Origin of the sequence: Alkalihalobacillus sp. TS-13 (assembly GCF_019720915.1) — a bacterium.
Taxonomy (GTDB): domain Bacteria; phylum Bacillota; class Bacilli; order Bacillales; family Fictibacillaceae; genus Pseudalkalibacillus.
The window spans coordinates 3,142,236-3,165,134 of record NZ_JAHKSI010000001.1; the positions used below are offsets into that span (position 1 = coordinate 3,142,236).

The 22,899-nt window shown below is 44.0% G+C and carries 18 protein-coding genes; all 18 read right to left on the minus strand.

Annotated features, from left to right (window positions below; genetic code table 11):
• Positions 1–17 precede the first annotated feature (17 nt).
• The 18 genes from iolD to KOL94_RS15095 all read right to left on the minus strand — a co-directional run bounded on the left by iolD (position 18) and on the right by KOL94_RS15095 (position 22,835).
• A complete protein-coding gene (gene iolD / locus KOL94_RS15010; protein WP_221567203.1) occupies positions 18–1,943 on the minus strand; it encodes a 3D-(3,5/4)-trihydroxycyclohexane-1,2-dione acylhydrolase (decyclizing) in 1,926 nt (641 codons plus the stop codon).
• 391 nt (positions 1,944–2,334) lie between these two features.
• Positions 2,335–3,798: a CoA-acylating methylmalonate-semialdehyde dehydrogenase gene (locus KOL94_RS15015; protein WP_221567204.1), complete on the minus strand. Its 1,464-nt coding sequence runs from the start codon at positions 3,796–3,798 to the stop codon at positions 2,335–2,337.
• Positions 3,799–3,832: 34 nt separating this feature from the next.
• Entirely contained in the window at positions 3,833–4,831 is a 999-nt protein-coding gene (gene iolC / locus KOL94_RS15020) for a 5-dehydro-2-deoxygluconokinase (RefSeq protein ID WP_221567205.1), read from the minus strand.
• Between the two features lie 40 nt (positions 4,832–4,871).
• The gene (iolB, locus tag KOL94_RS15025; protein ID WP_221567206.1) at positions 4,872–5,687 is read right to left on the minus strand and encodes a 5-deoxy-glucuronate isomerase; all 816 of its coding nucleotides are present in this window, start codon (positions 5,685–5,687) and stop codon (positions 4,872–4,874) included.
• 77 nt (positions 5,688–5,764) lie between these two features.
• Complete coding sequence (gene iolG / locus KOL94_RS15030) at positions 5,765–6,790, minus strand: inositol 2-dehydrogenase (RefSeq protein ID WP_221567207.1); 1,026 nt, start codon at positions 6,788–6,790, stop codon at positions 5,765–5,767.
• A gap of 230 nt (positions 6,791–7,020) precedes the next feature.
• The gene (locus tag KOL94_RS15035) at positions 7,021–7,896 is read right to left on the minus strand and encodes a carbohydrate ABC transporter permease (RefSeq protein ID WP_221567208.1); all 876 of its coding nucleotides are present in this window, start codon (positions 7,894–7,896) and stop codon (positions 7,021–7,023) included.
• 18 nt (positions 7,897–7,914) lie between these two features.
• A complete protein-coding gene (locus KOL94_RS15040) occupies positions 7,915–8,865 on the minus strand; it encodes a carbohydrate ABC transporter permease (protein WP_221567209.1) in 951 nt (316 codons plus the stop codon).
• 82 nt (positions 8,866–8,947) lie between these two features.
• The gene (locus tag KOL94_RS15045; protein ID WP_221567210.1) at positions 8,948–10,222 is read right to left on the minus strand and encodes an extracellular solute-binding protein; all 1,275 of its coding nucleotides are present in this window, start codon (positions 10,220–10,222) and stop codon (positions 8,948–8,950) included.
• Between the two features lie 36 nt (positions 10,223–10,258).
• Positions 10,259–11,101 carry a sugar phosphate isomerase/epimerase family protein gene (locus tag KOL94_RS15050; protein ID WP_221567211.1) on the minus strand — a complete coding sequence of 281 codons (843 nt, stop codon included), beginning with the start codon at positions 11,099–11,101 and terminating at the stop codon, positions 10,259–10,261.
• A 595-nt stretch (positions 11,102–11,696) separates the two neighbouring features.
• Positions 11,697–13,802 (minus strand): DUF5054 domain-containing protein, encoded by a 2,106-nt coding sequence (locus tag KOL94_RS15055; RefSeq protein WP_221567212.1) that lies wholly within the window; start codon positions 13,800–13,802, stop codon positions 11,697–11,699.
• Between the two features lie 24 nt (positions 13,803–13,826).
• Positions 13,827–14,591 (minus strand): sugar phosphate isomerase/epimerase family protein, encoded by a 765-nt coding sequence (locus KOL94_RS15060; protein ID WP_221567213.1) that lies wholly within the window; start codon positions 14,589–14,591, stop codon positions 13,827–13,829.
• A complete protein-coding gene (locus KOL94_RS15065) occupies positions 14,581–15,558 on the minus strand; it encodes an aldo/keto reductase (RefSeq protein WP_311775151.1) in 978 nt (325 codons plus the stop codon). The genes KOL94_RS15060 and KOL94_RS15065 overlap by 11 nt, the downstream gene beginning before the upstream one ends.
• A 30-nt stretch (positions 15,559–15,588) precedes the next feature.
• Positions 15,589–16,860, minus strand: a complete 1,272-nt coding sequence (locus KOL94_RS15070) for a CehA/McbA family metallohydrolase (RefSeq protein ID WP_221567214.1) — start codon at positions 16,858–16,860, stop codon at positions 15,589–15,591.
• Positions 16,857–17,711 carry a carbohydrate ABC transporter permease gene (locus tag KOL94_RS15075; protein ID WP_221567215.1) on the minus strand — a complete coding sequence of 285 codons (855 nt, stop codon included), beginning with the start codon at positions 17,709–17,711 and terminating at the stop codon, positions 16,857–16,859. The genes KOL94_RS15070 and KOL94_RS15075 overlap by 4 nt, the downstream gene beginning before the upstream one ends.
• 3 nt (positions 17,712–17,714) lie before the next feature.
• The gene (locus KOL94_RS15080; RefSeq protein WP_221567216.1) at positions 17,715–18,644 is read right to left on the minus strand and encodes a carbohydrate ABC transporter permease; all 930 of its coding nucleotides are present in this window, start codon (positions 18,642–18,644) and stop codon (positions 17,715–17,717) included.
• Between the two features lie 72 nt (positions 18,645–18,716).
• On the minus strand, positions 18,717–20,033 hold the full coding sequence (locus tag KOL94_RS15085) for a sugar ABC transporter substrate-binding protein (RefSeq protein ID WP_221567217.1): 1,317 nt from the start codon (positions 20,031–20,033) through the stop codon (positions 18,717–18,719).
• Between the two features lie 102 nt (positions 20,034–20,135).
• Positions 20,136–21,149, minus strand: a complete 1,014-nt coding sequence (locus KOL94_RS15090) for a LacI family DNA-binding transcriptional regulator (protein ID WP_260412332.1) — start codon at positions 21,147–21,149, stop codon at positions 20,136–20,138.
• A 633-nt stretch (positions 21,150–21,782) separates the two neighbouring features.
• Complete coding sequence (locus KOL94_RS15095; RefSeq protein WP_221567218.1) at positions 21,783–22,835, minus strand: M14 family metallopeptidase; 1,053 nt, start codon at positions 22,833–22,835, stop codon at positions 21,783–21,785.
• Positions 22,836–22,899 lie beyond the last annotated feature (64 nt).

Sequence of the window (22,899 nt, forward strand, 5' to 3'; positions counted from 1 at the left end):
AGTCCGCACGCCTCCATTCAATATTTTCTTGCAAGCTTCAAGTTTCCTTCTTTATCTTGGTAGGCAGTCTTTGTTGATTCTTTTGTGGAGGTTTCCGCGACACCAACATGCCACCATGCACCATAGCCATCCGTCATCGTTTTCGGTAAAACTTTTATATCAAGCAAAGTCGATACCGCCTGTTTCTTCGAATCTTCCAACGCAAACTTCAAATCTTCCATCGTGTGGATGCTGTAGGTCTTCACCCCGTATCCTTCCGCACTTTTCGCAAAATCGATTTCCTGGATAGGACCGCATAGCGCTTTCTTTTCCTCGTCACGTTTACGAAATTCTGTTCCAAAGCTGCCCATTCCATTGCCCATCTGCAGGTTGTTGATACAGCCGAAGCCTGCATTATCGAAGAGAACGACATTGATTTTCTTGTTTTCTTGCAAACTCGTAATCAATTCCGAATGCAGCATCAAATAGCTTCCATCGCCGACCATGGCATAGACCTCTTGATCTGGAGCAGCCATTTTCACGCCGAGAGCACCCGAAATTTCATAGCCCATGCACGAGTAGCCGTATTCGAGATGGTAGGTATTCGGCTTGCGGTTGACCCACATCCGTTGCAAATCACCTGGCAAACTGCCGGATGAACCAACAATGATCGAATCTTCGCTGAGCGATTGGTTGATTTCACCGAGCACCGCTGTTTGTGTAAGCGAGGATTTGAGCGCTTCTTTATATTCTTCCAACTCTTCATCAAGGTGTCCTTTGATTTCCGGTTTGTAGTCTGTTGTCTCACAGTCTGTTTCGTACAACCGTTGCAGTTCGTCATTCCATTCGTTTCGAGCCTGTTCGATTTCATCAGAATACCCTGACGAATAATCGGTTTTTCCTAATTCATCATCCAAACGCTCGAGACTGGCTTTTGCGTCCGCAACGACTTTGACCGCATCGAATTTATCCGTCTGAAATTGCGATACGTTGATGATAAGAAATTCAACATCCTCATTTTGAAAAAGTTGTTTGGAGGCTGTTGTGAAATCGGTGAATCGCGTGCCGATCCCGATGATCAAATCAGCGGATTTCGCCAGTCTGTTTGCTGCGAGGTTCCCAGTCACACCGATTCCGCCGAGATTGTACGGACAGGAAGATTCCACCGCACTTTTTCCAGCCTGGGTTTCTGTAAAAGGAATCCGGAATTTTTCCGCGAATTGTTTCAACGTTTCTCCTGCTTCTGAATAGCGGACGCCTCCTCCCCCGATAATCAAAAGATTCTTCTTCCTTTTGATTAATTCAACCGCTCGTGCCAGCTCATTTTCAGTTGGCTGGCGGCGTTCAATGTGATGGATCCGCTTTTTAAAGAAGGATTCAGGAAAATCATAGCCTTCCCCCTGTACATCCTGTGGAAGAGCTACGGTCACCGCTCCCGTATCTGCTTGATCGGTCAAAACGCGCATTGCATTGATCATCGCAGTCATCAATTGTTCCGGGCGGCTCACACGGTCCCAATATTTACTGACCGGTCGAAAAGCATCATTGGTCGTCAAACTCGGGTCATGCGTCTGTTCGATTTGCTGAAGCACTGGATCCGGCTGCCGTGACGCGAAGGTGTCTCCTGGTAAAAGTAAAACCGGAATGTTGTTCGCTGTAGCCGTTGCCGCAGCTGTGACCATATTCGCAGAGCCAGGTCCTACTGAAGAGGTGCAGACCATCAGCTGTTTCCGGTGGTTTTGTTTCGCAAAGGCGATCGCCGCATGCGCCATCCCCTGTTCGTTCCTACCCTGGTAGACTTCAAGCTCACCGCTGTTTTCTTCTAAAGCCTGGCCCATGCCGAGCACATTTCCGTGGCCGAAGATCGTGAAGACTCCTTTGAATAGCTTCTGCTCTTTGCCTTCGAACTCGATATATTGCTGATTCAGGAATTTTACTAACGCTTGTGCAGTTGTCAATCTCATTAAGATTCACCTCAATCTTTCAATCTATGATAAAGAAAACTTGGAAAGGCCTAGTTCCGCTAAATTTTCAACTTCATGTGATAGGATCACCACTCTAACGGACATACGGGACCTTATTCGTAACAAAAACAGTTGTTTTGGAAATTTAGCGGACATGAGAGACGTTATTTTGCCAAAAGCGAATGTTTTTTCAGCTAATTCATGTAAATAAGAGCGCTGGTGTCCGCTAAGTCTGTGAAATTAGAGATATATTCACAAATAAGGGCTCTGGGTCCGTTAAATTTTTCGATAAGCCGCTCATCTTAAATTACAGCCTGACTTTGTCAGTGAGCTTTAACTGAACTTATATTGAAGAAACCGGACAGAAGAAGTTCTATCCGGAATCACCTGGTCATACCCACCTTGAAGTCAGTACTTTCTTTCTCGTGTAAAAGTTCACGCCGTCTTTCCCGTTTACATGAAGGTCGCCGTAAAATGAATCCTTCCAGCCGGAGAATGGGAAGAACGCCATTGGGGCTGGCACTCCGATATTGACACCAAGCATTCCAGCGTCAATCGTTTCACGGAATCGTCGAACATTTCCACCGTCTCTTGTGAACAGGCAGGCACCGTTTGCAAAGCGTGATTGATTGGTCAGTTCAACCGCTTCATCCAGGTCTTTGACACGTGCAATTGAAAGGACGGGTGCGAAAATTTCATCCTGCCAGATCTTCATTTCACTCGTCACATCATCAAAGATCGTTGCGCCGACAAAGTAACCGTTCTCTTGTCCCGTATCGTCTTTTCTACCGTCACGGACTAAGCGCGCTCCTTCTTTTTCACCTGTTTCGATATAATTCAACGTACGCTCTTTATGCTGTTCGCGGATGACGGGTCCAAGGAATACTCCATCGTCAAGGCCGTTGCCGATTTTGATGTCATCGACTTTTTGCTTCAAGTTTTCGATGAACTCGTCAGCTACATCCTCCTGTACGGCGACAACAGAACAAGCCATGCAACGTTCTCCAGCTGAACCAAAGGCTGCGTTCAACACCTGGGTTGCTGCATTTTCGAGATTGGCATCATTGAGGACGATCGAATGGTTTTTCGCACCAGCTAGCGCCTGTACACGCTTCAGATGATCTGTCCCTTTTTTATAAACATACTCGGCAACCGGTTGGGATCCGACGAAAGAGATCGCTTTTACGGCTTTATTTTCAAGAAGTCCATTCACGACATCGTGTGCGCCATGGACGATGTTCAAGACCCCTGCAGGTAAGCCTGCTTCTTCAAACAGTTCCGCTAACCTATTTGCAAGTAAAGGTGTTTTTTCAGAAGGCTTGAGGACGAAGGTGTTCCCTGTCACGATCGCGAGCGGGAACATCCAGCATGGTACCATCATCGGGAAGTTGAATGGCGTGATTCCACCAACCACACCGATCGGATAGCGGTATTCTCCTGATTCAAGGTCCGAGGCGATCGATGCCAGATGTGAGCCCATCGTCAATGTTGGAGCGCCAGCCGAAAATTCTACACACTCGATCCCTCTCTGCACTTCGCCATACGCTTCTTTAAAATTTTTCCCGTTTTCGATCGTGATCAGCTCGGCAAGCTCATCCCATTTTTCAACGAGAAGCTGCTGGTATTTGAATAGAATCCTTGCACGTTTCGGTACCGCCACCTGGCTCCATTCCTCGAATGCTTTCCGCGCTACGTCAACAGCTTCATCCAGTTCTTCCCGTGTTGAAATCGGGACGTTGCCGATCACTTCCCCTGTTGCAGGGTTATAGACAGGTTCCGTTTTGTCCGATTTGGACTCGATCCATTTTCCGTCCACGTAGTTTTTTATCGTTTTGACAGCTGTTTGTTGTGCCATATGAAATCCTCCTTTTGATTGCTCAGTTTCCTGTTCAAGTGACCTGTTGCGCTTCGGCCATGAACGATTTGATCTCTTCGACTGTCGGCATGGCGTCCGAGCAACTATGTTTCGAGATGACGATCGAAGCTGAAGCACTGCCGAATGTCATCGCTCTCGGGAGATCCCATCCCTGGAACAGACCATAGATCAAGGCTGATGCATACGAATCGCCGGCTCCGAATGTCTTGAGCACTTTCGTTTTGAAGATGCCGCCTTTATACGATCCTCCATCCTTCGTATACGCGATCGATCCTTCCGCTCCGTGCTTGATGATGACGATTTCAGCGTGATGATCGAACCATTTTTTCGCTGTCTTTTGATCATCCGCTCCCGCCTCCCGTTCAAATTGTTCCATCATATCGAATTCTTCTCTCGTACCAATGATGACATCACATTTTTCCGCGGCTAGGTTGTAAAACGTCGCTGTCTCTTCAGGGGAGTTCCACGTATAAGGACGATAATCGAGGTCAAAGAGGACGACAACGTCATGCTTGCGTGCATATTCGAGTGCCAGGTAGACAGCTTCTCTTGAAGGGCTCGCAGCAAGTGCCGTACCAGAGATGAGCAATGCCTTTGAGCGTTTGATGTATTCTTCATCAATGTCGTGTGTCGAGAGTTTCAGATCAGCGACGTTATCGCGATACATCAAGATGCTGCAGTCTTCGGGACTTTTAATTTCTGTAAAAGCAAGCCCTGTCATCGCACCCGTCTGATCGACTTCGACACCACTGACATCAATATCATTTTCAATTAAATAATGCTGGATAAAACGACCCATCTGATCATCCGATACTTTTCCGATAAAACCAGTTTTCAGGTCCAATCTGGCAGCGCCGATGGCAATGTTTGCCGGTGAACCCCCGACATATTTAGTGAACGTCCGGGTTTCTTCCATCGGACGGTTAATCTCGTTCGCATTCAAATCAATGCATAATCGGCCTAACGCGATCAGATCAATAGGACGATCTTTTTTAAAATCAAGTTTATACACCTGTGAAAACCTCCACTTCCATAGACTCGAGCGTTCGGATTCATTTTTTCATGACATTTTCAAAAAGGTGTTCATGATCGGGATCATTATGGAATTTCCATGTCCGAACCGGGCCGGCCATGACGTTCAAATAATAGGACTCATATCCGGGAGGCGCGGAAACTGGATGATACCCTTCTGGTACGACGACGACGTTTCCATCGCCGACAGCCAGCGATTCATCGAGACTGCGATCGTCGTTATAGATGCGCTGGAAGACGAATCCTTTCTCAGGATTGACTTTATGGTAATACGTCTCTTCCAAATACGATTCATTCGGCAGATTGTCCGTGTCGTGTTTATGGGGTGGATAGCTGGACCAGTTCCCTTCCGGTGTGAACACTTCAACAACTAGTAAACTATCAGCCGGTTCTTGTTCCGGGAGGATATTATGGATTTTCCTCGTCATATGACCATAGCCGCGATCTTCAACACCGACATCTTCCGGACGGATCAGGCGTAGGTTGTGATTTCCTTTGCCTGGCGCCGCACACACTGCGAGCTCAAGATCTGTCAGTGCTGTCACTTTGTATTGATCTTGATTGGGGACATAGACGGAATATGGCGGTACTTTTTCAAAGACGCTCATCCGCTCCCCGATACCCTGGAATTGTTCTTCCGTCGTCTCAACATCCGCTTTCCCGCTCAGCAACACGAGACAGATTTCTTGATCTTCGGTTTTCCTTTGAAGTTGTTCTCCTTTTTTCAAAGAATAGACTTCAAAACCGACGTACTCCCATTCCGCCGATTCTGGTGTGACAGAAATGACTCTTCCCTCCTGGTCACGTTCCTCAGGTTTCACTAATAGTTCTGGCATGATTGACCTCCTATTAAAAATTCAGGGTTAAGCGCTTAACAAACAGTTGGACTACTGCGGTTTTTTCAATAAAAATACTATGAAGTAATCATTTGAAATTCTGATAGTTTCACAGCTCTTTTTTCCTTTAAAGATGTTTTTGCGGCGATTGCCAGGAGCTCAGCCTGGAGGCCATCCTCCCCGCTGCAGATCAACGGCGAATCCTCCAGGATACTGCGTGCAAAAGCATCTAATTCTTCTACATAGGCGTCTTGATAGCGTTCTAAAAAGAAATACTTCGGGTTATCGAGTGTAACAGTTTCTTTTGTACTGATATGGACATTGGTGGTTGGTTCGTTTTCAGCCGACACCACTCCAGCATTGCCGAAAACTTCGATTCTTTGGTCATAGCCATAGACAGCCTGCCGGCTATTATCAATCACTCCTAAGGAACCATCCTCAAAGGTTAAGGTGATGACTGCAGTATCGACGTCATCATTCCGGCTGAACTTTTCATCGACGAGACAGGTTGCCTGGACCGAAATCTCCGTCACATTCTGCCCTACTAAATAACGAATCATATCAAAATCATGAATCGTCATGTCCATGAACATCCCACCAGAGCGTTGGATATATTCCTCTGGAGGAGCTTCAGGATCGCGGGAAGTAACTTTGATGACATGCGGCTCTCCGATCTTTCCGCTACGGACTGTCTCATACACCTTCCGGAAGTGCCGATCGAACCGACGGTTGAATCCGACCTGGAATTTGACGCCTTCTTTCTTTACGACTTCTAATGCTGTTTTGGTATCTTCGATGTTGAAGCTGATCGGTTTTTCGCAGAAAATATGTTTCCCTGCCTCTGCTGCCTTGATGATATATTCGGTATGTGTATCTGTACTTGAACAGATGAGAATTGCATCGATTTCTGGATCAATGATTAGTTCATCCGGGTTGGTCGTGATGATTGGGACTGATTTTTCATAGACCGTCCCGTCCAAATGCTCTGTATAAATATCTGCTATCGTTTTCAGTTCGATCAGTCCAGATCGGAGGGCATTGTCGGCGTGCAATTGGCCGATCCTTCCAGCTCCGATGATGCCGATCGTCACTTTTTCTGTCATGTTCACACCACCATCATTTGTTTAATTTTGGCTTAATAATGATTGTTGCTTCCTCACAATTCTGATATAGAAGTGGAAATATACTCGCTTTCCACGGGCGATCCGCAAGCCTCCTCACTCGTTCCTACCTGCGGGGTCTCGCTTGGCTCGCTTTTCCCGCAGGAGTCTCGTATATTCCACTCCTTCCAAGTTTTTATCAACTTCTTCAATCGCAACAAAACAGTTTATTTTTAACCTTTGACAGCACCCATCGTCATGCCTCGGACGAGATGCTTTTGGACAAGGAAAGAGAAGAACAATACTGGCAAAATTGAAAAGGTTGCTGCCGCTGTCAGTGCACCCCAATTCGTTTTGAACTGTGTGATGAACGTCGAAATCCCTGCTGGCAAGGTCATGACATCCGTTGAATTCAGCAAAAACATCGCAAACAGGAATTCATTCCATGTCAGGATAACCGTAAAGATCGATGTGGCGACTAATCCAGGAAGCGCTAACGGTAGTACGACCTTGAAGAAGGCCATCAGTCTCGAATAGCCATCGATCATAGCCGATTCTTCCAGCTCTTTCGGGATTTCTTCAAAAAACGCCTTCAGCATCCAGACGACGAAAGGAAGGTTGAAGCCGGTATAGACGATCAACATCGCCCATAACGTGTTCAATAATCCCACTTTTTGCATGATCAAATACAACGGGATGACCACAACGATCGGCGGCAGCATCCTGGCCGTCAAAATCGCGAAGGACAAGCGTTCATTCCGTTTCCCTTTCATTTTGAACCTGGCAAGACTGTATGCCGCAAAGGCTCCGATGGTCAGACAAAACAAGGTCGAAGTGAATGCGACGATCGAACTGTTGATAAAGAAATTCATGAACGGGCTGTTAGGCGAAAGGATGCCTTCAATCGAATCCAGATAATACTGTAATGTGATCTCTTTCGGGAAGAAGGTCTGGTTGTTTGAGAACAATTCGACTTCCCGCTTAAAGCTCGTGATCACCATCCAGTAAAGCGGAAACAAAATGAATAGGACAGTGATTGTCAAAAATGAAAAACGGAACAGCTTTGTCTTAAAACCACCATCTTTTACAGATTGTAATGTTTGGGTCATGATCGTTTTCCCACCTTTTTAATTTGCTGCTTGTGACCGATTCATCAATCTAATCAATGAGGATGAAATCACAATCGTAATGATCAAAACGATGAATAACCCGGCTGCTGCGTAACCGAAATCAGAGAATTTCATCGCTGAACGGTACATCAAAAAACTGATGGTTTCAGTAGCTCGCCCTGGTCCACCCTGGGTCAAGACGAATACCTGGTCGAATGTACGAAGGGCATCCATTGTGCGGATGACCAATGCGACGATCAAAACGGGTTTCAGCATCGGTAATGTCACATAGCGTATGACCTGGAATTTGGAGGCGCCATCGATTTCAGCCGCTTCAAATGGATCCTGCGGCAACGCTTGCAACCCCGCGAGCAGGATGAGGAAAACCATCGGCGTCCATTGCCATACATCCACGAGGAGCAGCGAGATGAACGCTAACACAGGTTCTCCCAGGAAGTTGATTTTCGATATCCCGATTCCCTCAAGGATATAGTTGATGATCCCCATATCGGTATTCAACATCAACTTGAAGACGATGGCGACGACCAACGGTGAAAGCATCATCGGAATGATCAAGAGCCACCGCAGATACTTCATCATTTTTCCGTCTTCCGAAACCATCAGCGCCAGATTGAACCCGAGAAAAAGCTGAATGGCTACGGCCAATACTGTAAAGAGCAGGGTTACGAAGATTGCATTCCAGAAAACACCGCTCGTCAAGGCGGAAACGTAATTTTCCAACCCTGCAAACCCAGACATATTCCCAAAGGTGTCAAATTTGGAGAGCGAAACCACCAAGGAATAGATAATCGGAAAAACCGTCAACAGCAGCAATATGAATATGGTCGGGGCTAACAAAAGGTATGGAAGGAACTTGTCACTCCCCATGATGCTCCTTTTTGGCGGCTTTCTGGTAACGGCCTTTGGCTCCACCACCTCTGTTAACGAAACATTGGATTTTTCACTCATGCATTTCCCTCCTAAAGGGTACGGGGTGACCCGCTCACGCTAATGAGTCAGCCTTAGTGCGGATCCCCCTTTTGCTTCAAAGTTAATACCCGTTCTTTTTCATCAGCGCCCTGATTTTATCAGCAGCTTTTTTCATAGCTTGTTCAGGTGTTAGATCTCCAGATAAAGCCTGGTTCAGATAGGTGCCGTAAATTTCTTCCACTTGAGAATAAAGTGGTGTACGCGGGCGCCATTTCGCGTTTTCAAGTCCTTCGTTAACAGCTTCAAGATACGGATAATCCTCTAATAACTTCTTATCGGTCAAGACACTGGAACGGGTTGGAATACCCCCGAGCTTCGTCATTTCCGTTTGGATCTCTTTAGAAGATGCCCATTTAATGAACTTCAGTGCGGATTCCTTCGATTCAGACTCTTTTGGAATTCCGAAAATCCAGTTTCCGATCATTGGAGCATGCTCTTTCCCTTCTGCTTTAGGGACTAATGAGTAGCCGATTTTCCCTGCTACTTCAGATTTATCAGGATTTTCGATCGTTTCTCCCCAGGCCGGCCATACGATCGAGCCTAGTGCATCGCCTTTAGACATGACACGTCCGATGGAGTCTGCGTCATAGTTGGCGATACCTTTCGGTGCATTTTCTTTAAAAGCTACGTAACGTTCCAATGCTTCAATCGAGTCTGGACTATCCAGGGTTACGTTCCAATTTTCATCGAAGAAATCGCCTCCATGGGACCATAAGAACGCATTGAAGTTCGTTGCAATCGGGTTACCACGAGCTCCACGATGGACGAAACCGTACTTCGTCTCGCCTTTGTGCTCCTGAATTGCCTTATCAAGATCCTCCCATGTCTCCGGGGCTTCATTTAAAATGTCTTTACGATAGAAGAACAGCTGTACGTTCCCAACTTGAGGAACACCGTAATAACGAGGCTTCGCATCCTTGTCCTCTTCTGGAAGACGTGGTCCTTCAGGTGCCGGCCACATCGAAACTTGACGGGACATTTCTGCAAAATCGTCTTCCGGCTTGTAATCGAGTTCATCAAGAGGAGTCAAGAAACCGCCTCCCGCAAACATCGGCATCCATGGATCGTCAGCAAAAATGACGTCGTACGTACCTGATTTATTTCTTAAATCGTTGTAGATCCGTTCGTATAACGTGTTATAGTCGAATTCATTCCACTCGACTTTTATGCCGGTTTCTTCTTCAAATTTCGGGACAAGCTGCTTTATGGCAGATGATTCAGCACCAGCCACCATCGCAATCGTAATCGTTTTGTCATCTTCCCCTCCGGAAGAGTTACAGCCTGACACAGCCAAGATCATTACAAGTGATAAGAACAGAACAAACATTTTTTTCATTTTAATCTGACCACCTAATCTTGAAAATTTTACTTGCTAAGAAATACCTTCAGAGACAATCCGTTTTAAAATCCCTTCTGTCTTTTCTTTAGATAGTCGAATGCATGTTTCAGGGTCCATTTTCCAATACTCCGGGCGGAACAGTTCGATTGACGCTGGTCCTTTGAAACCTTTGTCATTGAGGATCGAGATGATCGTGTCGAGATCGATCACTCCTTCACCCGGGAATATTCTATGCTGATCCCTGAGTATGCCGGGGACAAGATCTTCACAGTCATCAATATGGAAAAGGAAGATCTGGTCTCTGTCGACCTTTTTTAGATCGTCGAGATTGGAGTTCATCGCATATAGGTGAAAACAGTCGATGACGAGTCCGATTCGATCGTTGTTCATTTCCTTGATGATTTCATGTGCGCGATCCAGGGTGTTGATCGAGCATTCTGGGTAACCGACGAATTCAAGCGCCAGTCTCATTGGAGTGTCTTGTACCACTCGAAAAAGTTCATTAAGGCAGCGGATGGTTTCCGCCTTGATCTCGGACCAATGTTTTTCGCCTATCTCGAATGATGGAACAACGACAATCGTATTGCATCCGATCTGTTGACCCACGTTGGCAAGCAACCTAAGGTCTTCCTTCATCAATGCGAAAGTGGTTTCGTTCTGGAAGGTGAACCACTCAATCGCATTCAATGACAGCGGTTTCATTTTTGAGTTTTTAAAAAAGTCTTTGAGATCATCAATTGTGTTTGTTAAGAGATACTCCTTCAGCTTATCGAGCCGGATTTCGATAAAATCGTATCCATGTTTCTCGCATAAGATGAGATCTTGTTCTAACGTTGAAGAAGCTAGTGTAGTAGCCTGGTTGAACGCGATTTTCATATATGTCCTCCTTTCAATTTGAGTAATGTTTTCAGTATTTTGTTTTGTTGAAATTCATGTAAGCACAGGGTTTGGGTAAGCGCTTTCTTTATTTGCTCATAATCTTAACACAGAATTTTCTGAAAGAAATCCATATTTTTAATTTTCATTCAATTTTAGCTGTATTTCATCCGAAAATACTATGTATCTAACAATAGATGGTGGAATTTTTATTAAAAAAGTACTAGTAAATGTGAAAAAGCGCTTTCCCAAGAGTTAGTAAAGGAAGAAAAAATAAGAGCCATAACCGGTAATTGGTTGTGAACTCTCGTTTTGAAACGGTGTGTTTCTATAGATTGTTTTTTTTACAATGACGGACCTGAAAGTAGAATTCCTTTCAAAACTAGCTTTGTTAAAGAATGATGTTGATTTCTTCTAAATTCACTCCCTTTCTGCGGGCGAACCATGAGCCTCCTCACGAACTTGCACCGTTCGTTGCGGGGTCTCACCTGGCTCGCTGTTCCCGCAGGAGTCTCGCATATTTCCTCTGCTAATCGGTGTTCCATCCTTTTCCTTATTCAATTAGCAACAAGCTTTTAGAAAACAGTCTATTATTTTAATTTAGTTTTACGGTGAATCTGAATTTCGCATCTTCTTCATACCACATTGGAAAGTTGGTTCCCCATACATTGTTGTATAAATTAAAATGAAAACCATGGTCGAGCGATTCAAAGGTATTATCAAATTGCAGAAGCCGAGGTTTTCCCGGAGCAACCAGTGGGGCATCCTTCGTCTCAATAACAGCTCTCCCATCCGCGCCCTGATAGGATAGACCACTTTGTATTGCATGGAGATTACGGTTACCATTCTTGACTACCTCTAACGGAGAAATCCATTCCCCCAACTTGTCCATTTTCCATAGGTTAGGGTTATCTACTAGTAGACCGAAAGAATACCAGATTGCTTCTGGAAGTCTGTTTGCCTCTTTTTCAAACCAATTTACTTCAACATCAATAGTCGCGTCAGTTTTGCTAAAGACATATCGTACTTGTAATTCTTTTGGGGCTCCAAAACATTCTACTGCTCGCCCTGGCGTATGCAAATGAACATACACATAATCTTTTGATTCGGCTGATACTTTGCGGATCGAGTCTAGTATCGGTGAAAACCTTTCATGTCTCGGAATTGGTGTTACAAGTTCAAAACCAGGCTTTCCTTGATCGGCTTCTGACCATCGATAGGTTTGTTCAATATCCTCCACATATTGTTCAAACCATTTATTATAGTTTTCCACACCGAAAGATTCATAGAAGAAAACGCCCAAACGGTGTTCAGAGTCAGCCCATCGTTTCCCTGATCGATCGACTAATCCGGAGATTGCACCATCGCTCGAGAACGTCACATCGAATTGACCGATTCTATAACTGGGTCCCACCTTGATCCTTTGCCCTGAATCACCTTCTACTTTGGTTGGTGTTAATGACTTGAACACCTCTTCTACTTCCTTTTGTTTATCTTCTGGCAGCGCATTTACCGCCTTTTCCACGTACGACCTCTGCTCCCCCCAGGAACGTTCAAATAAACTGTAACTTCTATTCTCCCAGTCTGTTGAAAATAGTTGCTCAGACATGTTATCGAATTCGTCCATTGCAAACGACCCTATGTAATGATATTTATCAGGCACAGCATCTTTACAGATTAAATCCTGTTTCCTCGCCTTCTGGAAGTCCGTTTTTGAATAATTCTTGTAATCATTCAAATACTTCTTCTCATCGAGTCCCCAGGTGTGTTCAGGTATTAACAATAATGCATCTAAGAAACCTTTGTATTTTTCATGTGTGTCAAGTGGACTTCCTTCTGCCTTCCATTCAGACCACAACCGCAGCAACTCTCTGTATTGGGATACTTTTTTCGGATCCGTACCTATTCCGTGGATCCATGTATCGCCGATTTCCTCTCGGATCACAGGTAGTTTATGCTTGACTGATCGGAGTTTTACAGCAAAAGCATCCATGTTTGAAGCTTTGATTTTAGCATTCGGGAATCGTTTTGAAAGATCATCAAATTCATGTTGGATATCTTGAAATGAAGGGGGACCGCAATTGTCACCAGTGTGGGCGAATACCATTACTTCGTTCAAACCATCTACTCTGAGTACATCCCCATAATTGTCGGCATAGTTTACGATTAATTGGGACCCGTCATTCCCTTCCCAAACAAACAGGTTAGGGACAGATGGGACTTTCGAGGCAGGATTGACGCCTAAATGCAAGTACTCCATCCCATATTTCGCCATAGAAGCAACCATCGCTTTCGTGTGTCCTGGAACATCTGTCATTTTTGCAGCGATTGTTTTTCTCCCGTATTTCTGGTCTAGGCTTTTCGAAAGGGATAATCCATGTTCGAAGAGGCAGCGATCCATCATTTCGGTATGGGTTGTGAACGGTAGACCGTGCCAGGCAATATAACCTTTTGAAATCGCTTCTTCCATTTTCTTCACTTGTTTGTCATCGGCTCTTTTCAGGTATTCATGGATCAGCCAGGAACCCGTCGTCCAAACAAATTGAGCCTCTCCATCTTCTCGGGCAAGTTCTTCACTTAATTGGATTGCTCTTGGGATGTATAAGTCCATATATTGCTTTGTCACATTCTCTTCTAGATCGGTAAACCCTAAATCAAGGTGCGTCTTAAAGATCACATGTACGACTTCGATATCCTTCATGTTGTTTCACCTCTAGTCCATTTCTCAATTGGTCATGTTCGATGTCATCTTCCTCAAATTATCAAGACTGATCGCGAGGCTGACTAATGGATGTCCTGTACAGTAATCCTGTTCCACTACATACCATTCCACTCCATTTCGTTCGCCCCATTGCAGAATTGGCTGAAACTCAATGCAGCCATTCCCGACTTCGGCAAAATCTTCAGTTCCATCATTGGTCATGTCTTTCAAATGTAGTATCGGCATTTTAAAAGAGAATTTTTGCATGTAGGTTAAGGGATCCAGCCCTGCTTTTTTCACCCAATATGTATCTATTTCCGGAAAGAGGTGTACATCATCTGATGGTTCAAGAATATAATCCAACGCAAACTCGCCTTCGATTTTTGTGTGGAATTCAAAATCGTGGTTATGGTAGCCAAGCTTCAAGCCAAGAGGTGCAATTTTACGAACAACTTCTCTCAGCTCTTTCCTGGCCTTGATATAACCTTCCGCATTCCTCATATCATCATCCAAATAGGGGCATATGATTTCTGTGGTCTGAAAAAGATTCGCTTCTGCTACGACATTTTCCAGATCGTTATTCAAGCGATCAAGACCTACGTGTATTCCTGCGGTTCGGAGTCCTAACGTATTCAATGTATCGGCGATTTCCTCTCGTGTATAACCAAACAAACCGTCAATCTGTACAGCTTCCCATCCGATTTCTTTCAATGATTTCAGGACACCAGGGAAGTCTTCGCTGATTTCTTTTCTCAACGTGTATAATTGAGCAGCAAATTTATTTTTCATAAGCTTGTGCCCCCATTTCTCCCTTAAGGTTCAACCAATCCATTTCTTTGGAAGAAAGCTTTACCTTTGCACCTTCAACGGATGAAAGCAGTTCTGTTTTATTAAACGGACCTATGACTGCCCAGGTTGAAAATGGTTGATTGAGTACGTAAGCCAATGCAATCTGAATCGGTGAAACTCCTTTTGTTTCAGCAAGGGTACGTGCACGTTCATAACGCTCCCAGTTCTCCGGACTGTAGTAGACACGGACCATTTCTTCGTCACTTTTCACATCAGGTGAAAACCTGCCGCTGAAAAAACCGCCAGCTTGAGAAGACCAGGACAATAAAGGCATCTGTGAACCGGTATGCCAGTCGAGAAGTTCCTCATCAGCTGAGACACACCCCGACCATCTTGGTTCATTACATTTTGCAAGGCTGAGATTGGGACTATTGAAGGTAAAACCGATCAAACCATGTTTGGATGCATACGCATTTGCTTCCTGGATCCGTGGATGAGTCCAGTTTGATGCCCCGATTGCATGGATACGCCCCTTTGCGATGTGTTCATTCAAGACTTCCATGATCAAGCCTACATCAACGGTTTTGTCATCCCGATGTAGTGCATAGAAATCGATGTAATTAGTACGGAGACGCTCAAGACTTTCCATGAGATCATTGGTTATGGCCGCAGGGTTCAATCGCGGACCGGGTTCCCCATCGTCTGGATGAGCTCCTTTTGTAAGAATGTAAATGCTATCTCGAATCCCTCTGTTTTCAATCCACTCGCCTAAAATAACTTCACTATTGAGGTATTGATGGGCAGTATCGAACATGTTTCCGCTTAATTCCACAAAGTCATCCATCAAGTTGAATGCTTGGTCTTTCCGTTCATATTCATGAAAATGTGCGGTTCCAAAGATCAGTTTGGAGCATATTTTCTCAGTATACTTCTTATCGATTACTCCCTTTAACGCTTGAAATTCCACCTGAGTTCCTCCTTTTGGATATGATCTCTCCTAGCGTAAATAAATGGGGTTACTGATGACGATTGGTTCATCTAATTCCTGATTCCACAATTCAACTCGAATGTAGAGGCTTGTAGTGGGAATACAAGATGGGATCAAAAAGGATTTATCGGTTAGATCCTCTTGAAAAACCGTGCCCTGGTTGGTAATGACTTTGAATACACCGTTCATTTTTTCTTTAAACTCAACCTCTAATGTAAGAAAACCTTGTTGCTCGTCTTTCTGATGAATTTCTCCTATGCCTGTGTCACCGAGTTTAATTTCAACCCAGGGTGCTTTTGGTGAAGCCGCTACACAGACTCGACCCTCTCCCATACCTTCTAATAGTTTACGAGGTGAATGGGCAACAGCGTTTATCCATGTCGTAGGAACCCCATATTTTATATGATCGTGTTGGCGATGGGTATCGCTTCCTCCTATCGCCACAATCCTCTTCCCTTGCTGCAATTGGTTATCCCACCATTCTAAAGTTGCGTGGTTATGCTGGCTCCATGGTCCATTCCAGATTTCAATCACTTTTACCTGAAAGTTGTCCAATCCCCATTCCCACGGGCAAAAATTACAATGTGGATGATTGATCGACACGATCGATCCATTGGCAATCCCCTCGTCCCATTTTTCTTGTACGTCCTCTTTCGTTTTGCATCGAAAATCCAAAAACGGTTTAGGTACACCGTAAAAATTGGCATGTCCCTTATTGGTTGTAAGTTCGACTCCTGGAATGATCGCGTGGTCTTCAACGATCGGGTACTGGACGTTTTGGCTGAACGTATTGTGATCCGTCAGCGCAAGAAATTGCAATCCAGCTTCCCTAACGTTATCCACCACTTCTGAAACCGTGAAAGCCCCATCGCTATGATTGGAATGTAAGTGCAGATCCCCTTTATACCATTCAAATTCACATCGCTTGATGCTGACTTTTGCTGTGACCGTACATTCCTTTGGAACCCGGTAGGCATTTAAAATGACTCCCCACTCCCCAGGAAGGATCTCTCCTAATTCATAGCCAGGGGTTGCACGGTCTTCACGAAGAAAAATCTCCCTGCGAGCCCCTCCGCTCCAACCTCTAAATCCTTGTGGATCTTCTACGCCTAAATCAATCACATTCGCCTCAGGTTCAGTAAAACTCAACTGGACCCTGATCTCTTCAACGTCCTCAGGGATCGTAAAAGGCAATGTAATGTAGTCGCCTTGTTGAGAAGAAGATATCGTTTTTGTGAGCGTTATCTCTTCAGTCAGGTTGATATTCTCAGTATTCCTCACAATTCTTTCCCTCCTGATCCCAGGCCTCCTAAACCTTGTTCAAAAAGAGGCTGGAGGATAAAGTACAAAATAATCATCGGTAAGGCTGCTGTTGTGGCGCCTGCCATAACCAACGGCCAATCAATATTATATTGTCCCTGAAATGCTTTCAGAGCGATCTGGATCGTGTACATTTCCTGTGATCTCGCTATCGTCAGCGGCCATAGATATTCATTCCAATGAGTTAAAAAGCTGAAAATCGCGACTAATGCAATCACAGGCTTGTTCAACGGAAGGATGATTTTCCAATAGATCTGGAATTTTGAACAGCCATCTATTGTAGCTTGTTCATCAAGTTCTTTCGGGATGGCAAGAAAATTCTGCCTCATGAGAAAAATAGCAAAACCTGTTACGGCGAATGGGAGAATTAACCCCGTATATGAATCTAGCCACCCATCAGGTCCGGCAAAAGGAATGTTCTTCATCATGAAAAATAGCGGAACAACCATCAGGCCAGTTGGGATCATCATCGTCGCCAGGACCACGAGAAACAACTTATCACGGCCGGGAAATTTTAGCCGCGCAAAGGCGAATGCAGCTAAGGAAGCAAGGAATACATTAATGATTGTAGCTATGAGCGAGACTATAAAACTATTGAAAAACGCTCTTGGAAGGTTTGTTTCCTGCCATATCCTCAAGAAATTCTCCCAATAAAATTCGGCAGGCAAGATTTTAGGCGGCCACATCATCACCTCACCCTGAGACTTTACAGCCGTCATCACCATCCAAATGTAAGGGCCCAAAAATACGAACAATACCAAGGAGAGCAAAAAATAGAAGATGAAATTTTTAATGATCTTCTGCTTTTTCATTTGTTATTTATCCTTTCCAGACGAGAGTTTTAGTTGAAGCCATGTCACAAACAATAAGAATGGGAATAACACAAATGATAAAGCTGCTCCATAACCGACGTAGTTGAATTCAAATGCTTGCTGCCAAATGTGTTTGATCGCAACCATCGTGCTGTCCATCGGTCCTCCGTTCGTCAATATATCAACGACAGCCACAACCTGGAAGGAACCGATCACCGACATGACCATGCAATAGACCAGAATATGCATGATCGATGGCAACGTAATATGCCAGAATTGTTTCCAAGCATTAGCCCCATCGATCCTTGCAGCTTCATAAAGAGACTGCGGCACTGCCTGGAGAGCTGCGAGGAATATCGGGATATTATAAGCCGTCCCTCTCCACGCTCCGATCAAAATGAGGATAAGCATAGCAGTACCAGGCTGTAATAACCATGCTGGGGGATTTTCAACCCCTGCGACCTTCAGTATGTAATTTAATATCCCTAAGTTATTATCAAACACCCAAAGGAAAATCATCGCGGTAATAACTTCGGAAGTAATGGTAGGAAGAAAGTAAAACACTTTAAAAAGACGAATTCCTTTAAGCTTCCGGTTCAAAAGTACAGCGACCGCAATCGCCCCACTCAAGCCAATGACCATTGATCCTGCAGTATACACAAGGGTATTGCCGATACTTTTGATGAACAGCTTATCTTTCAACATCTGGGTATAGTTACCTAGCCCTGTAAATTCAGGTGGACTCGGAAGACTGTAACTGTAAAAGCTTAGCCAGATCAAGTAGATGATCGGAATTATTGAAAACATAGTCAAAAACGATAACGCAGGTAGGACGAATAAATAAGAACTCGTATAGTCTTTCAGTTTATGAAACTCTTTGCGAGGCTTTGGTCTCGTCGAGGGATTGTGTTGTGTGACCGATTCTGCTTTCATGTTTTCACTCCTTACAGGAAAAGGGTATGCATTCTACATACCCTTTTCTACTTAACCTTTGTAATCAGGAACTCAGTTTGATTTTTCAATCGCTTGTTCAGCAATTTCTTGGGCTTTGTCCAACTGTTTCTTCGGATCTGCTCCATCAAACACGGCCCGCAATGCTTTGCCCCAAGCGTCATTCGCTTCAGGGAATGCTTCCAATTTATAAGGAATAGCCGATTGCAGTGTATCCACATATGGTTTTAAAAGGGGATCATCATAGAACTCATCCTCATATAGGTGTGCTTTAACCGGATGCCGTCCTTCTTCTTTTGCCAATCTCATTGCATACTTATCAGAAACAAACCATTTCATCAGTTCAAAGGAAGCAACTTTATTTTCAGAACCTTTAGGAATGAAAAGGCTTCCTCCTCCTAAAACTGAACCTTCCCCGCCTCCCGGAAGCGGAGCAGTTGCAAGGTCTTCATATGCTTGCGGGAATTCATTTTTTATCCTCGCAATGTCCCATGGACCAGAAATGAACGATGCAGCCCTTCCGGAACCGAACATAGCCACTGGGTGATCCGTCTGTCGTTGTTGCGGTGGCGGAACTGGCGATGCTTTATCCTTAGTAGCCAGACCTGTGAACTTTTCCATCGTTTCGACTATCGTTGGATCATTAAGATTTGCTGTTATGTTATCTCCGTCAAACTTCAGGTTATTTGTACCAGCTGCTACGACATTGCCAAAGAAACTCCAGCCACTTGCACTTGTCACAATCCCATAACGACCGTCTTCTTTGCTGGTCACTTTTTTAGAAACCTCTACTAATTCATCTAACGTTTTCGGAGGTTCAGTGATGCCATTTTCTTCAAAAACCTTTTTGTTGTAGAGGTATATGGTTGTATTCACATCAATCGGCATTCCATATTTGACGTCTTTCCATACGACATCTTCAATTCCACCTGGAAGGAATTTATCTTCTTCGCCCCAATCTTCCCATAGGTCATCAACAGGTTCGGCAAGACCTTGGGCCCCCATCGCAAAAGCGTGGGAATGCCCCATATCAGGCACAGCACCACTTGAAACCGCTAATTTGATTTTATTAGGCATGTCCCCCCATTCGATTCCGACTGTCTTGATTGAAATGTTGGGATACACTTCTTTAAATTCTTCAATTGCATCTTTAATAGGGGCCGTATTGACATAGTCAGCTGCTAACCAAATCTCTAAATCGGTTTTTGGTAGATCTGCTACTTTTTCATTAAATTCCGGAAGACCATCTGCTGCTAAGTCACGATCTGGAGGTTCTACATTCATCTTTTCTCCTGAAGAACCTTCAGAGTTCGATTGACATCCAGCTAGTACCAATAACGTGATAAATAAATACAACACCGCTTTTTTCATGGATATCCTCCTAGTTTTTCAACATTTTTGTAAGCCCTTACAATTGCAACTTGAAAAAGTGGATACTTTTGCTTACCTCCCCCTTCCATGAAGTGAATTTCATTATAATTTTTTACAAGAATCACGGATGACAAGCTTCGCTGGAATGATCTTACTTCTAGGTGATAAATCATCATGCAGCGTAGTGATTAATATACTGGCTGCTTCCTCTCCTAGCTTTTCAGGAAACAATTCGGTGCTAGTAAGTCGTGGATTGATCTCGCGGGCCAGCGTCTCATTGTTACTTAACGCTATTAATGAAAGGTCATTAGGAATGTCGATTTTCAATTCTCTCGCAGCACGCATGACCCCAAGAGCCACACGATCAGTATCTGCGATAATTGCGGTGTATTTCTTCTCTTTATTCTTTTCTAGTAAACTTTTATATCCATAATCTGAAGTGGTTTTAAATCGGTTTTGATGGTTATATACAACGTTGTCTTCTTGGAATGGAATACCATAGTTTTCATAGGCTTTTTTCAGCCCTGCTTTCCGGTCCTCCGCCACTGTCATATGAAGGGATGCATTTAGAAACAAAATATCGGTGTGCCCATTGGCGATCAGATATTCACCAACTTCCTTAACCATTTCAGTATTGTTATTGTCAACATATTTCGTGTCATTATCTTTTTCATCTGGTCTTCCAATGATTACAAAGGGAGTGTTGGATAGTTTATATTGCCTGATCCGTACATCTTCATCTCTAGGATTTAATAAAATCACTCCGTCTACTGGATCATGAGAGGAGAAACTTGTCTCGTCATTTTCGTAGATTCTATCTAATAGCACTCGATAGCTCTGTTCCGAGCACTTCTTTACAACTCCGTCTATGATTTTCGTTTCAAAACTGCTTAATTCATAATCTAAAGTAGGCATTTTCAATCCAATAATCATTGTTTTTTTCGTAGCTAGACTCCGCGCCATATGATTCGGTACATAGTTTAACTGAGCTGCCACTTCCAAAACTCGATTTGTCACTTCCTTACTTATAGGACGCTTTTTACTGAACACATTTGAAACAGTGCTTTTAGAAACACCTGCAGCTTTTGCCACATCACCTATCGTTACCATAGCCATCTCCTCTACCCCATCCAAAAACCAAATTTATTTTTGTGAGTTATGATTCTGTGGAATCTTCCGTCGAATCGTCGAACCGGTTTCATTAACAATCAAAAAAAATATAAGTTAGTTAAAAGTTTTTTCACTTAATATGTAAGTTTTTTATAATATTTCGTCGAACCGGTTTCATTAATATGGTGCCATTATAGACAACATCATGAAATATGTCAATATTCAGAATATAATAATTTAGAAGGAAGACTATACCTCGCTGACTGTACCTGGCACCGATCCAAAAGCCAGTCGTACCAAGGGATACAGATCGGTGCCTGGTACACTTTTAAAAGTCTTGCAGGACAATGGATTGAAAATGGTACCAGGTACACTTTGAAAACCCTTGTGCTACACGGGTTCCTTTTCGGTGCCTGGCACCTTTTGAAAACCGTTGGGGCACAAGGGTTAAATTGTCGTACCTGGCACCGAGAAAATTGCGACATTTTTCGTGTTTGGTCAATCAATCGTTTGTTTGAGTGCGGGGAATGATTGTGGTTGTGGGGTTTTGGATTTCAATCAAACGTTTGTTTAACGCATATTAAAAGGACTACCCCCCTCTCCTTGATCGTGTGGGAGTTAGTCCTTTTAATTTAATTATTAGTTACCGAATTTTGCTTCGTATAGTTGGTAACTTTCTTCTGCAGCGTACAGTCCTACTGATTTATTCTTTTCCCAGGCTGGATCGAATTCTGAGATCGGCAGATGACGTTGACCCGGATATTTTCCGATTTCCATTGTAAGACCCGGCCGTTGATATTTGCTGATGAACCAGTCTGTCATTCCTCCACCTGATGGATTTGATCCAGGAAAGACGAGCTCATAACCTGTGATGTTCCCAACTTCTTTAGCAATTCTGTGATCTCGTTCATATTGCGCCCCTGTTTGTTTGAAGTTCCAATAAATCACTTCTCCTGCGCTGTGATAAGGGACAGCGATTTCAGGCATAATTGATTTTGTAAAGTTCACAACAGCCCTGACTTCTGATGCGCTATGAGGTGCTGCTCCTTTATAAAAAGCCCAGCTTGGTTCAGGACGAGCATCCTGGATGTTTTTCCAATCCGCATTGTAATTCCGGTTCAAATCGACGCCCTTAGCGTTAGCTTTCCACCTCGTAAAATCTGTGCTTCCTTCATTCATCCGGATCAAGTCGCCATGTACACTGTCCGGAAAAGGCTCTAAACCGCTCTGTTGTAATGTAACGCCATCTGGATTAACCATCGGAACGAACCACATCGTTGTTTTATTTAATACTTCTTTTACATTGTAGCCATCGATCGTGCTTCCAGCTTGATAGGCCCGAGCATACTCATCGATCATGTACATGTTGAGGTTCGTTGTCAGCCACTCTCTCGCATGATGGGAACCGTTGATAAAAACGGATGGCCCGCCAGGATCATTGTTTCCGAGCGAAACCGCATAGATGTCGCGACCATATTCGCTCTTCCCAATCACTTTATAGTTTATAAGATTAGGATGTCTTTCAGCTAATAGCTTAATATCCCGTACCATCTCAGAGTATGTATACGTTTGATGGGGATCTACTACACTTTCGTGGGCATTCGCAGACGTCGGAAACAATAAGATGCTCCCTAACAGGATAATGGAAAAATACGTGAGGGTGTGTTTCAGATTGAACTTCTTCAGATTCATCGTTCAGCTCCTCCTATAATTATGTAAAAATAGTAAATTCAGTTGGGTATTTGGTTTTCGCAAC

Bases quoted from the DNA above. Each gene is read 5' to 3' on its own strand.
- iolD (WP_221567203.1), bottom strand. From the start codon at position 1,943: ATGAGATTGACAACTGCACAAGCGTTAGTAAAATTCCTGAATCAGCAA.
- KOL94_RS15015 (WP_221567204.1), bottom strand. From the start codon at position 3,798: ATGGCACAACAAACAGCTGTCAAAACGATAAAAAACTACGTGGACGGA.
- iolB (WP_221567206.1), bottom strand. From the start codon at position 5,687: ATGCCAGAACTATTAGTGAAACCTGAGGAACGTGACCAGGAGGGAAGA.
- iolG (WP_221567207.1), bottom strand. From the start codon at position 6,790: ATGACAGAAAAAGTGACGATCGGCATCATCGGAGCTGGAAGGATCGGC.
- KOL94_RS15035 (WP_221567208.1), bottom strand. From the start codon at position 7,896: ATGACCCAAACATTACAATCTGTAAAAGATGGTGGTTTTAAGACAAAG.
- KOL94_RS15040 (WP_221567209.1), bottom strand. From the start codon at position 8,865: ATGAGTGAAAAATCCAATGTTTCGTTAACAGAGGTGGTGGAGCCAAAG.
- KOL94_RS15045 (WP_221567210.1), bottom strand. From the start codon at position 10,222: ATGAAAAAAATGTTTGTTCTGTTCTTATCACTTGTAATGATCTTGGCT.
- KOL94_RS15050 (WP_221567211.1), bottom strand. From the start codon at position 11,101: ATGAAAATCGCGTTCAACCAGGCTACTACACTAGCTTCTTCAACGTTA.
- KOL94_RS15055 (WP_221567212.1), bottom strand. From the start codon at position 13,802: ATGAAGGATATCGAAGTCGTACATGTGATCTTTAAGACGCACCTTGAT.
- KOL94_RS15060 (WP_221567213.1), bottom strand. From the start codon at position 14,591: ATGAAAAATAAATTTGCTGCTCAATTATACACGTTGAGAAAAGAAATC.
- KOL94_RS15075 (WP_221567215.1), bottom strand. From the start codon at position 17,711: ATGAAAAAGCAGAAGATCATTAAAAATTTCATCTTCTATTTTTTGCTC.
- KOL94_RS15080 (WP_221567216.1), bottom strand. From the start codon at position 18,644: ATGAAAGCAGAATCGGTCACACAACACAATCCCTCGACGAGACCAAAG.
- KOL94_RS15085 (WP_221567217.1), bottom strand. From the start codon at position 20,033: ATGAAAAAAGCGGTGTTGTATTTATTTATCACGTTATTGGTACTAGCT.
- KOL94_RS15090 (WP_260412332.1), bottom strand. From the start codon at position 21,149: ATGGCTATGGTAACGATAGGTGATGTGGCAAAAGCTGCAGGTGTTTCT.
- KOL94_RS15095 (WP_221567218.1), bottom strand. From the start codon at position 22,835: ATGAATCTGAAGAAGTTCAATCTGAAACACACCCTCACGTATTTTTCC.